Source organism: Thauera sp. WB-2 (assembly GCF_027594845.1).
Lineage (GTDB): Bacteria > Pseudomonadota > Gammaproteobacteria > Burkholderiales > Rhodocyclaceae > Thauera > Thauera mechernichensis.
The window spans coordinates 1,341,002-1,353,223 of sequence record NZ_CP088935.1 but is presented as its reverse complement, the minus strand read 5'-3'; the positions used below and the strand labels follow the sequence as shown (position 1 = coordinate 1,353,223).

9 protein-coding genes are annotated in these 12,222 nt (G+C 64.1%); 5 read left to right on the top strand and 4 right to left on the bottom strand.

Going from position 1 to position 12,222, the window contains the following annotated elements:
- Window positions 1–166 precede the first annotated feature (166 nt).
- A complete protein-coding gene (locus tag LQF09_RS06190) occupies window positions 167–1,576 on the bottom strand; it encodes a hypothetical protein (protein WP_002931757.1) in 1,410 nt (469 codons plus the stop codon).
- A 283-nt stretch (window positions 1,577–1,859) separates the two neighbouring features.
- Between LQF09_RS06190 and LQF09_RS06185 the strand changes: the two genes are divergently transcribed.
- Entirely contained in the window at window positions 1,860–2,654 is a 795-nt protein-coding gene (locus tag LQF09_RS06185; protein WP_002938856.1) for a thymidylate synthase, read from the top strand.
- Entirely contained in the window at window positions 2,651–3,151 is a 501-nt protein-coding gene (locus LQF09_RS06180) for a dihydrofolate reductase (RefSeq protein ID WP_002931755.1), read from the top strand. The genes LQF09_RS06185 and LQF09_RS06180 overlap by 4 nt, the downstream gene beginning before the upstream one ends.
- Window positions 3,152–3,218: 67 nt before the next feature.
- Here the strand turns inward: LQF09_RS06180 and LQF09_RS06175 are convergent, their stop codons facing one another.
- The 3 genes from LQF09_RS06175 to apbC all read right to left on the bottom strand — a co-directional run bounded on the left by LQF09_RS06175 (window position 3,219) and on the right by apbC (window position 7,400).
- Entirely contained in the window at window positions 3,219–5,462 is a 2,244-nt protein-coding gene (locus LQF09_RS06175; protein ID WP_002931754.1) for an arginine/lysine/ornithine decarboxylase, read from the bottom strand.
- A 149-nt stretch (window positions 5,463–5,611) separates the two neighbouring features.
- Window positions 5,612–6,178: a dCTP deaminase gene (dcd, locus tag LQF09_RS06170; protein ID WP_002931753.1), complete on the bottom strand. Its 567-nt coding sequence runs from the start codon at window positions 6,176–6,178 to the stop codon at window positions 5,612–5,614.
- Between the two features lie 130 nt (window positions 6,179–6,308).
- The gene (gene apbC, locus LQF09_RS06165) at window positions 6,309–7,400 is read right to left on the bottom strand and encodes an iron-sulfur cluster carrier protein ApbC (protein ID WP_002931746.1); all 1,092 of its coding nucleotides are present in this window, start codon (window positions 7,398–7,400) and stop codon (window positions 6,309–6,311) included.
- A 148-nt stretch (window positions 7,401–7,548) separates the two neighbouring features.
- Here apbC and LQF09_RS06160 point away from each other — a divergent pair, with 148 nt between their 5' ends.
- The 3 genes from LQF09_RS06160 (at window position 7,549) to LQF09_RS06150 (ending at window position 12,222) form a co-directional block, all read left to right on the top strand.
- Window positions 7,549–8,136, top strand: coding sequence for an OmpA family protein (locus tag LQF09_RS06160; protein WP_270069455.1), 588 nt, complete (start codon window positions 7,549–7,551; stop codon window positions 8,134–8,136).
- A gap of 81 nt (window positions 8,137–8,217) precedes the next feature.
- Complete coding sequence (metG, locus tag LQF09_RS06155; protein WP_270069454.1) at window positions 8,218–10,395, top strand: methionine--tRNA ligase; 2,178 nt, start codon at window positions 8,218–8,220, stop codon at window positions 10,393–10,395.
- Between the two features lie 135 nt (window positions 10,396–10,530).
- Window positions 10,531–12,222, top strand: a complete 1,692-nt coding sequence (locus tag LQF09_RS06150; RefSeq protein WP_002931741.1) for a SulP family inorganic anion transporter — start codon at window positions 10,531–10,533, stop codon at window positions 12,220–12,222.

Genomic DNA, 12,222 nt, shown 5'->3' with positions numbered 1-12,222 from the left:
GAGGTGCGCATTATAGACACCCAATCCATACCGTCAAGAAAAATAACGATCAAGGTTTTAAATGGATGTATGCAGCCGAACTTCAGCAAGGTAGCGAGCCTGGGCATCCAATCGCGACCGGCGCCGCTCAGTCGATGCCTGCTCGAACACCAAGGGCGGATGACTATCAGCCAACCTGAAACACTTGCAGCCGGTAACCTCGAGCGTCACCAAACGGCGAGGGCTGCTCCCCAAGCAAGCGTAGTTTGAGCACCCCCCCACCGTGCTTCATGAACACGGTCTCCGTGCCCACCGCCTCTTCCGGCCCCAGCAGCAGGCGCACAGCCTCCCCGCGCGCAGGCTGATCGCACAGCAGCGCCTCAATTGAGAGCCGACCATCATCCAGTACAACCAGCACCGGATGACGTGACACCAGCTCAAGTCCGAGGCGGGCATGATCGGGCCACATCTGAAGGCGCCTGACGACGGCGAGTTGCCAGCCCTCGCCATCGGTGAAGCGGACTCCAAGCAACTCACCGACGTCAGGCCAAGCACCAGAGGGGTCGCTTGCAGCCCTTATCTGCAGGCCGCTGCGACTGAGGTCGCAGACCCGCCAGACTCTCGCGAGCTGCCGCACCTCACCAGCAAGCACCTGACGCAACTCCATCAGTCCGCGTGTGATCTCTACCGTAGCATCCTGCGCATAACGCTTGCGCAAGCGAACCGGGGGCGTCCTGGACCACTGATTGCGCAGCCTCCTTACGGCCTCCAGCATCAGCTCACGGGGAAGCTTGCCAAAAACGAGCGGCACGTTACCTTCAGCGAGCTGCCGCTCGAAACCAACCAGCAGCTCGTCGGCCCCCCAGGGAGCAAAGCACAGCTGACTGACAGCGCCAGTCGAATACCGCCGCTGCGGTGCGCCCCCGGCACCGAGGTCTATCACGTACTGGGGCGCCCCCGATACGGCAGAGCCAAGAGACAGAAAAGGTACGCAGGTATCGACGAGATGGACCATGGCGAGCGCTCGATCCAGCTCCAGCTGATCAAGACCAACGCTGTGATAGGCAACAGCACGCAGAAACTCTCGCGCCACCCCGGGCACGTCGCCCACGATCAGGCCTGCGTCCGCGCTGACGGTTTCAACGAGCAAGCCTGACAGGCGCTGCCAGAGCACCTCGTCCGGACTGAAGCGATCGCAGGCCGACCACTTGATGGCCTCTACGAGACTGCCGGCAAGACGCAGACGAACGGTTCCGTTCCCCGCCGCTGCCAACGCCTCCGGTGATATGCACCAGTAGGCATCGCAGACAGCCATTGATGCGTCACGAACACCGGCAAGCCACCGCCCCCACCAATTTGCACCGCGACTCGGGTCGCGCTCGACACCACGCGCCACCGAGAGCGGCGCTGCGCGCTCGATAGCCGTACGCAACGCATCGTCAAAGGCGGATGCCACCGAGAAGCCGGCGGCCTCGGCTCGCGGACTACCAGGCTTGTAGAGGGCACGCAGGGTGGCTGTGGCTGCCTCCAGCCCAGCGACAGGATTACCTCCACCCGCCAACACCCCGGCAGGCGTGAAATCGAGCGTCGCTGCCATATTATCCACCCCTGCCCCCCAGATCGCGGCGGCTCGTACGCGGACAGCCTCCGGCTTCGCGCAAGTCGGACCTGCGCATATTTCATATAGTCGAGCTTAGCACAATGTTCGCCCTGCACGCCGCTCGGCGCCTGGGCTTGCGCCCCGTCGCCAGGGCATCCGCACGCCGCGCGCGGGAGGCCCTATCATCACTCCGCCGCAGGCCCACCGGGACACACCGACACGGATCGCTGGCGACGTTTTCATTGCGGGCTAAAATCACGCTTTTACACGAGATGAAGCGATGCAACAGTACCTGGATCTGATGCGGCATGTGCTCGAGCACGGTGATGCAAAAACTGACCGCACTGGGACAGGCACCCTGTCCGTGTTCGGTTGGCAGATGCGATTTGATCTGCGCGCCGGCTTTCCATTGGTCACGACCAAGAAGCTCCATACGCGCTCGATCATTCACGAACTGCTGTGGTTCCTGCAAGGCGATACCAACATTCGCTACCTGAAGGAGAATGGGGTGTCGATCTGGGACGAGTGGGCAGCGCCCGATGGTGAGCTTGGCCCGGTGTACGGCAAGCAATGGCGCCGGTGGGAGACAGCCGACGGTCGCAGCATCGACCAGATCGCCCGCCTGGTTGAGGGCATCCGGCGCAACCCCGACTCCCGCCGCCACATCGTGTCCGCGTGGAACCCAGGCGAGGTCGACAACATGGCACTGCCGCCCTGCCACGCCCTTTTTCAGTTCTACGTCGCGAACGGCAAACTGTCTTGCCAGTTGTATCAGCGCAGTGCGGACATCTTCCTCGGCGTGCCCTTCAATATTGCTTCCTACGCCTTGCTGACCCACATGGTTGCACAGGCGTGCGAACTCGAAGTCGCCGATTTTGTCTGGACGGGTGGAGATTGCCATCTCTACATGAATCACCTCGAACAGGCTCGCGAGCAGCTCAGCCGCACGCCGCGCGCCTTGCCGCGGCTCGTACTCAACCCGCAGGTGAAAGACATCCTGGCGTTCCGCTTCGAGGACTTCGCCCTCGATGGTTACGACCCCCACCCGCACATCAAGGCCCCTGTTGCCGTATGAATGACAATACCCCCGAGATCGTGATCGTCGCAGCAGTCGCCCGCAACGGGGTGATCGGGCGCGACAACGGACTGCCCTGGCGCCTCAAGGCTGACCTGCAGCATTTCCGCACCCTGACCATGGGACACCCCATCCTGATGGGCCGCAACACGTGGACGTCCCTGGGACGCCCGCTGCCCGGACGGCGCAACATGGTGGTCACCCGCGACCCCGCGTTCACCGCGGACGGCGCCGAAGTCTTCCATGACCCTCAAGCCGCCATTGCAGCCGCAGCCGGCGCCAGCACCTTGTTCGTGATTGGTGGCGCTCAGCTCTACAACACCCTGCTCAGGCAGGCCGACCGCATGGTGTTGACCGAGGTGTGGGCAGACGTTGACGGCGACGCGCACTTCCCGATGCTGGACCGCTCGCAGTTCATCGAACTGCGTCGCGACGCACGCACGGCCGATACCGACAACGAGTACGACTTCGACTTCGTCGAATACCAGCGCTGCTGAGCCAGCGAAGAAAATGAAAAAGGGCCGCTCAGCGGCCCTTTTTCACGTGTTGCGGCTACGAGCGCGCTCAGTCGGCAACGCAGTCGACGTGGTAGCGCCCATCTTCGCCCTTCACGAGACCATGGATATCAGTCTCAAAGCCAGGGAAGCGGGCATTGAAATCGCGCGCGAACTTGAGGTAGCGCACAATCGTGGCGTTGAAGCGCTCGCCCGGGATGAGCAGCGGAATACCCGGCGGATAAGGGGTTACCAGCATCGCGGTGACCCGACCCTCGAGCTCGTCCAGAGCCACGCGCTCGATCTCACGGTGAGCCATCTTCGCAAAGGCATTGGCAGGCTTCATTGCCGGCACCATGTCCGACAAGTACATCTCCGTGGTCAGGCGCGCGACATCATGCGCCTTGTAGAAGCTGTGGATCTGGTCGCAGAGATCCTTCAGGCCCACGCGCTCGTAGCGCGGGTGCTTGGCGATGAACTCGGGCATCACCCGCCATAGCGGCTGGTTGCGGTCGTAGTCGTCCTTGAACTGCTGCAACTCCGTCACCATGGTGTTCCAGCGGCCCTTGGTGATACCGATGGTGAACATGATGAAGAAGGAATAGAGCCCGGTCTTCTCGACAATGATGCCGTGCTCGGCGAGATACTTGGTGACGATCGCCGCCGGAATGCCCGTATGCTCGGCGAAGTCTCCGTCCATGTTGAGGCCCGGCGTGATGATCGTGGCCTTGATCGGGTCAAGGATGTTGAAGCCATCGGCCAGGTCTCCGAAACCATGCCAGCGCTCGCCCGCCTTAAGGGTCCAGTCTTCACGCGTACCGATACCCTCTTCGGCCAGGAACTCCGGCCCCCACACCTTGAACCACCAGTCGTCATCGCCGAACTCGGCGTCGACCTTGCGCATTGCGCGGCGGAACTCGACAGCCTCCGACAGCGACTCATTGACCAGCGCCGGCCCGCCAGGCGCCTCCATCATCGCCGCAGCGACGTCGCAGGACGCGATGATCGCGTACTGTGGCGAGGTCGAGGTATGCATCAGGTAGGCCTCGTTGAAGATGTCGCGATCGAGCTTGCGCGTCTGCGAGTCCTGCACCAGGATCTGCGAGGCCTGGCTCAGGCCGGCCAGCAGCTTGTGCGTGGATTGGGTCGAGAACACCATCGACTCGCGGCAGCGCGGACGATCGGCGCCGATGGCGTGGTAATCGCCGTAGAAATCGTGGAACGCCGCATGGGGCAGCCAGGCTTCGTCGAAGTGCAGCGTATCGATCTCGCCGTCGAGCATGTCCTTGATCGTCTCGACGTTGTACACCACGCCGTCATAGGTCGACTGGGTGATGGTGAGGATACGCGGCTTCTTGCTCTTGGCTTCACGTGCGAAAGGGTTCGCCTCGATCTTCTTCTGGATATTCTCGACCGAGAACTCCTCGAGCGGAATCGGTCCGATGATGCCGTAATGGTTGCGCGTCGGCGTCAGGAACACCGGTACCGCGCCGGTCATGATGATCGAGTGGAGGATGGACTTGTGGCAGTTGCGGTCCACCACGACGATGTCACCGGGCGCGACCGTGGTGTGCCACACCATCTTGTTCGAGGTCGATGTGCCGTTGGTGACGAAGTACAGGTGATCGCAGTTGAAGATGCGCGCCGCGTTGCGCTCCGAGGCCGCCACCGGGCCGGTGTGGTCGAGCAGTTGGCCGAGTTCGTCGACCGCATTGCACACGTCCGCGCGCAGCATGTTCTCACCGAAGAACTGGTGGAACATCTGCCCCACCGGGCTCTTGAGGAAGGCGACGCCGCCCGAGTGCCCCGGGCAGTGCCATGAATACGAGCTGTCGGCCGCGTAGTGCGTGAGCGCACGGAAGAACGGCGGTGCCAGCGAATCGAGGTAGTTCTTCGCCTCGCGCACCACATAGCGAGCGATGAACTCCGGCGTATCTTCGAACATGTGGATGAAGCCGTGCATCTCGCGCAGTACATCGTTGGGGATGTGCCGCGTGGTGCGCGTCTCGCCGTGCAGGAAGATCGGGATGTCCGCATTGCGGAAGCGAATCTCGACCACGAATGCGCGCAGATCGGCAATCGCCTTGGCCGAGGCCTCGGGCGACGAGAACTCCTCGTCGTCGATCGACAGAATGAACGTCGATCCGCGGCTCTGCTGCTGGGCAAACGAAGTCAGGTCGCCGTAGCTGGTGACGCCCAGCACCTCCATGCCCTCGTCCTCGATCGCCTTGGCAAGCGCGCGGATCCCCAGTCCGGACGTATTCTCCGAGCGGAAATCCTCGTCGATGATGATGATGGGGAAATGGAATTTCATCCTGGTCCTCTCCAGCGGGGTCCTTGCGGGACGGACAAAACAGGCAATTTACTCGTCGAGCGTTGCCTGCACGTTACCGAAAGTGGTTCGAGAAAGCACAAGGGGCCGTCAGGCGGCCCCGTTCATGCAGTGGTGGCACACGCCAGCGCTCAGATCTTGGGCAGGGTCACGCCAGTCTGTCCGAGGTACTTGCCACCCCGGTCCTTGTAGGACGTTTCACACACGTCGTCCGACTCGAAGAAGAGCATCTGCGCAACACCTTCGTTGGCGTAGATCTTGGCCGGCAGCGGCGTGGTATTGGAGAACTCGAGCGTCACATGGCCCTCCCACTCCGGTTCGAGCGGGGTGACGTTGACGATGATGCCGCAGCGCGCGTAGGTGCTCTTGCCCAGGCACACCGTCAGCACGCTGCGCGGAATGCGGAAGTACTCGACCGTACGCGCCAGCGCAAAGGAATTCGGCGGGATGATGCACACGTCGCCAGTGAAATCGACGAAGTTGCGCGCGTCGAAATCCTTCGGATCGACGATGGTCGAGTTGATGTTGGTGAAGATCTTGAATTCGTTGGCCACGCGCACGTCGTAGCCATAGCTTGACGTGCCGTAGGAGACGATGCGGCCGCTGTCGTTGCTACGCACCAACTCCGGCGCGAACGGCTCGATCATGCCGGCCTCGTCGGCCATGCGGCGGATCCACTTGTCGGACTTGATGGACATCGGCGCGTTTCCAGTGCGGCCCCGGGGGCCGGTTTCAAAGCGCGTGAGTGTAGGGCAAGCGCGCGCCGCAGGAAAGGGCATCGCGCGCGAGCTGCCCTCCTGCAGCATCCCGCACGCCCGGCCCGTGAACTCAGCTGTTCTTGACCACGATGTTAGGGAACTTGTGGGTCATGTCCTTGGCCTTCTCTGCAATACGCACCGCGACCTTGCGCGCGATCTGCTTGTAGAGCGCAGCAATGCGGCCGTCCGGATCGGCCACCACGGTGGGGGCCCCGCTATCGGCCTCGGAGCGGATCTGGATGTCGAGCGGCAAGGCGCCAAGGAAGGGGGTGTCGAAATCGGCACACATCTTCTCACCCCCGCCCTGCCCGAAGATGTGCTCCTCGTGGCCGCACTTCGAACAGATGTGGATGCTCATGTTCTCGACCACGCCGAGGATGGGCACCCCCACCTTCTCGAACATCTTCACCCCCTTGCGTGCGTCGAGCAAGGCGATGTCCTGCGGCGTGGTGACGATCACAGCCCCGGTTACGGGCACGCTCTGCGACAGCGTGAGCTGGATGTCTCCGGTACCCGGCGGCATGTCGATGACGAGATAGTCGAGGTCGTGCCAGGCGGTGTCCTTGAGCAACTGGTTGAGGGCCTGCGTTGCCATCGGGCCGCGCCACACCATCGGCGTATCCTGCTCGATCAGGAAGCCGATCGACATCGCCTGCAGGCCGTAGGCCTCGAGCGGGATCATGGTCTTGCCATCGTCCGACACCGGACGCTGGTCACCGATGCCCAGCATCTGGGGCTGCGATGGCCCATAGATGTCGGCATCGAGGATACCCACGCGCGCGCCCTCGGCCGCCAGCGCCAATGCCAGGTTGACCGCCGTCGTGCTCTTGCCGACACCGCCCTTGCCCGAAGCCACTGCGATGATGTTGCGCACGCCCGGCAGCAGCTTTACCCCCTGCTGCACTGCATGGGCCACCACCTTGCTGCTGACGCGCGCTTCTACGCTGGTCACGCCGGGCAACTTGGCCAGCGCATCCGCGAGCAAGGCCCGGATCGGCTCATGCTGGCTCTTCGCCGGATACCCCAGTTCGACGTCGAAGCGAACGCTGCCGCCCTCGACCACCAGATTGCGGATGCTGCGCCCGGTAATGAAATCCTTGCCCGTGTTCGGGTCGATCAGCTGGCGGAGGGCTTCGGTTACGGTTTCCTGATCAAGACTCATCGCGTTTTCCTTGATAATCCGGGATCGCCGAACATTGGCGAAATCCGCCGCATCATACCGGAGCGCAACGTTTCGCTCATCCGCGACGGCAGCAGGGTTTCCCCCCTGCTGCGAACGCTCCCTTCAGACTCGACCACACACCCTAGCCATGATGAAAGCACGCCCCCCCAAACCGTCATGCCTCGCCCTGCTTCCCCTGGCTCTTCTGGCCGCCTGCGCAACCCCCGGCCTCGCACCCGGCGAAAAGGCCGGCGGCGACCCTGTGCACAAGCATGCCTTGGTACGGCCGGCCACTGCAGCGCCGGACTGGCAGGCACTGCGCACCGAACTGGGCACGGTGGCCAGCACGCTGCCCGCCATTCAGATCGGCCCCATCGACGCTGCAGGCATCAACCTGCAGATCCCAGTCGCGGACGGCTTCACTTCGGGCAGCACCGAGATCCGCCCGTCGCTCGCACACGTGCTCGACACCCTCGCCCCCGTCCTCGCCGAGAACCTCAACGTGCTGGTGAAGGTCATCGGCCACACCGACAGCCAGGGCAGCGAGATGGTCAATCTGCGCTTGTCGATCGCGCGCGCGGAGGCCGTCGTCGAACACCTGCGCCAGCGCGGCATCGGGCTCGAGCGTCTGCAGGCCGACGGCCGCGGCGAGGCCGACCCGCTCACCAGCAACGCCACCGAAGAGGGGCGCATGCGCAACCGCCGAGTCGAACTGCTGCTGCGCCAGTTGCCCTGATCTCCTGCGCGCCGCGCCGCGAACCATACGTCGGCGGCTGCGTTTGATAAACTCGGCGTCTTTAATCTGCGCACGCCCAACATGTCCCGCAAGCTCCTCGTCACCAACGCCCTGCCCTACGCCAACGGCGACATCCACCTCGGCCACCTGGTGGGTTACATCCAGGCCGACATCTGGGTGCGCTACCAGCGCATGCGCGGCCATGCGGTGCACTACGTCTGTGCGGACGACACCCATGGCACGCCGGTCATGCTGCGCGCCGAAAAGGAAGGCCTGACCCCCGAGCAGCTCATCGACCGCGTGCACGGCGAGCACCTGCGCGACTTCACCGCCTTTGGCGTCGCCTTCGACAACTACCACTCCACGCACAGCGCCGAGAACCGCTTCTACGCCGAGGACATCTACGGCAAGCTCAAGACCGGCGGCCTCATCGACACGCGCTCGATCGAGCAGTACTACGACCCGGTCAAGGAGATGTTCCTGCCCGACCGCTTCATCAAGGGCGAGTGCCCCAAATGCGGTGCCGCCGACCAGTACGGCGACAACTGCGAAGCCTGCGGCGCGGCCTACGCCCCCACCGAACTCAAGAACCCCTACTCCGCGGTATCCGGCGCCAAGCCGGTGCTGAAGACCTCGGAGCACTACTTCTTCCGCCTCTCGGACGAGCGCGCGGTCGCCTTCCTGCGCGAATGGACGCGCGGCACCAACACCGCCGGTGAGCGCCGCCTGCAGGCGGAGGCCGCCAACAAGATGAAGGAGTGGCTCGGCGAAGCTGGCGAAAACAAGCTTTCCGACTGGGACATCTCGCGCGACGCGCCCTACTTCGGCTTCGAGATCCCGGGCGCGCCGGGCAAGTACTTCTACGTCTGGCTGGACGCGCCGATCGGCTACCTCGCCAGCTTCCGCAACCTCGCCGAGAAGCGCGCCGCCACGGGCGAGACGATTGCAGTCGAGGATTACACCGACGCCTCCCGCGCCGCCGTGGCCGGCACCGAGATGGTGCACTTCATCGGCAAGGACATCCTCTATTTCCACGCCCTGTTCTGGCCGGCGATGCTGAAGTTCGCCGGCTATGCCACCCCCAGCCAGTTGTGCGTCAACGGCTTTCTCACCGTCGACGGCGCCAAGATGAGCAAGAGCCGCGGCACCTTCATCACCGCGCACTCCTACATCGCTCAGAAGCTCAACCCCGAGTGGCTGCGCTACTACTTCGCCGGCAAGTCCAACGGCACCATGGAAGACGTCGACCTCAACCTCGACGACATGATCGCCAAGGTCAATGCCGACCTCGTCGGCAAGTTCGTGAATATCGCCAGCCGCTGCGCCGGCTTCATCGGCAAGCGCTTCGACGGCAAGCTGGGCGAAGTCGATGCCGCCGCCTGTGCCGAGTTCGCAGCGGCCTGGACCGAGGGTCGCATCGCCGCCGCCTATGACGAGCGCGACTACAGCCGCGCGCTGCGCGAGATCATGCGCCTGGCCGATGTCGCCAATCAGTACGTCAACGACCACAAGCCGTGGGAGCTCGCCAAGCAGGAAGGCCAGGAGGCCCGCCTGCACGCCGTGTGCAGCACCGCGCTGACCATGTTCCGCGACCTCACCCGCTACCTCAAGCCGGTGCTGCCGGCGCTGGCCGCGCAGGTCGAGGCCTTCCTCGCCATCCCGGCGATGGACTGGCGGGGCGACTGGGCAGCACTGCCCGCCGGCCACGCCATCCAGGCCTATAGCCACCTGATGACGCGCGTCGAGCGCAAGCAGATCGATGCCCTGCTCGAGGCCAACCGCGAGTCGCTCGCACCTGCCGCGGCGCCGGCCAAGGACGCTGCGGTAGCCAAGGCTGCGTCCTCACAGCAGCGCCACGCCGAGAAGCAGCAACACGCTGCGCAGTCAGCCGAGACACCCTCGGCCCACATCTCGATCGATGACTTCACCAAGGTCGACCTGCGCATCGCAAAGATCGTCAACGCAGAGCATGTCGAGGGTGCGGACAAGCTGATCCGCCTCTCGCTCGACATCGGCGAGACGGATGAGGCCGGCAACCCCAAGCCGCGCCAGGTCTTCGCCGGCATCAAGTCGGCCTACGATCCCGCCTCGCTGGTCGGGCGCATGACGGTGATGGTCGCCAACCTGGCACCGCGCAAGATGAAGTTCGGCATGAGCGAGGGCATGGTGCTGGCGGCCTCGGACACCGACGGCAGCACCCCAGGGCTCTTCATCCTGTCGCCTGACGCCGGCGCCCTGCCTGGCATGAAGGTCAAGTAAGGCGCCGACTTCATGCCGCTCACGCCCTCGAAACGCTGGATGGTCCTGCATCACGCAGGTCGAGGGCGGCTGTCTCCCTAGCGCCGCCCGTCGGGCGGTGCTGCAAGCTTCGTCCAGACCTGCACCGGAGACAGCATGAAGATCCAGTTCCGCCCCAAACTCCTCGACACCCTGCCCGGCTATGGCCGCAGCGGCCTCGCCGGGGATATCTCCGCCGGCATCACCGTCGGCGTGCTCGCACTGCCGCTGGCGATGGCCTTCGCCATTGCCTCGGGCATGTCGCCCACGGCCGGCATCTGGACGGCAATCGTCGCCGGCCTGCTCATCTCCTTGCTGGGTGGCTCGAAGGTTCAGATCGGCGGCCCCACCGGCGCCTTCATCCCCATCATCTACGCCATCGTCGTCGACCACGGCGTGCAGAACCTGCTCATCGCCACCATGATGTCGGGCGTGCTGCTGTTCGCCATGGGTGCGCTGCGCCTGGGCAACATGATCCGCTTCATCCCGCTGTCGGTCGTCATCGGCTTCACCAACGGCATCGCGGTGGTCATCTTCATCTCGCAGATCAAGGACTTCCTCGGCCTGCAGGTCGACAATCTGCCGGGTGAGTTCTTCGCCAAGATGGCGGCGCTGTGGAGCGCGCTGCCGAGCATCGACCCTGCCACTGTCGCCGTCGCCACCGCCTCGCTCGTCATTCTGGTGGGCTGGAACCGGCAGGCTGCACGCTCTGCCTGGATGCGCCGCCTGCCCGGCCCACTGGCAGTGCTGATCGTCATGACGGCAGTCAATGCCCTGTTCGCCCTGCCGGTCGACACCATCGGCAGCCGCTTCGGCGGCATTCCGCAGGAGATCCCCAGCTTCGGCCTGCCCGAACTCAGCCTGGGCACGCTGGGCAAGCTGATCACACCGGCACTCACCATTGCGCTACTCGGCGCCATCGAGTCGCTGCTGTCGGCCCGCGTTGCCGACAGCCAGATCGACGACCGCCACGACCCCAATCAGGAGTTGATGGCACAAGGCATCGCCAACGTCGCCGCGCCGCTGTTCGGCGGCTTCGCCGCCACCGGCGCCATCGCGCGCACCGCCACCAATATCCGCAGCGGCGGCCGCACTCCGATCGCAGGCGTGATCCATGCCGGCGTGCTGCTGGCGATCGTGCTCGCACTCGCCCCCCTGGCCAGCCACATCCCGCTCGCCACGCTGTCGGCCATCGTAGTGGTGGTCGCCATCAACATGGGCGAATGGCACGCCTTCGCACCTGGCGAGCTGACACGCTACTCGCTGCAGTACCGCACCATCCTGCTCGGCACCTTCTTCATCACCGTGCTGTTCGACCTCACGCTGGCAGTCGAGATCGGCATGGTGCTGGCGAGCCTGTTCTTCATCTACCGGATGTCGGATCTCACCCGTATCGAGCGCGTGGCACTCGAGGACTACTACGGTGCAGGTGCAGTCGAACGTACAGACGGTACGCCACGCATTCTCGCCTACAAGATGTTCGGCAGCCTGTTCTTCGGCGCCGCCAACAAGCTCGAGAACCTGCTGCTGATGCAGGATGGACATCCCGACGTGGTCATTCTGGACATGGACAAGGTCATCAGCATCGACACCACCGGCCTGGACATCCTGCAGACCCTGCATCGCAACCTCGGCAAACGCGGCGCCTACCTGGTGCTCTGCGGCCTGAACGCGCAGCCGGGCTCGCTGGTTTTCCGCTCGGGCTTCCTGGACCAGCTTGGCGACGGAAACGTCACCGACAACCTCACCGCAGCGCTGATCCGTGCCCAGCAACTCAGCGGCAAGGAACCGGAGCTGGCCTATGCCTGA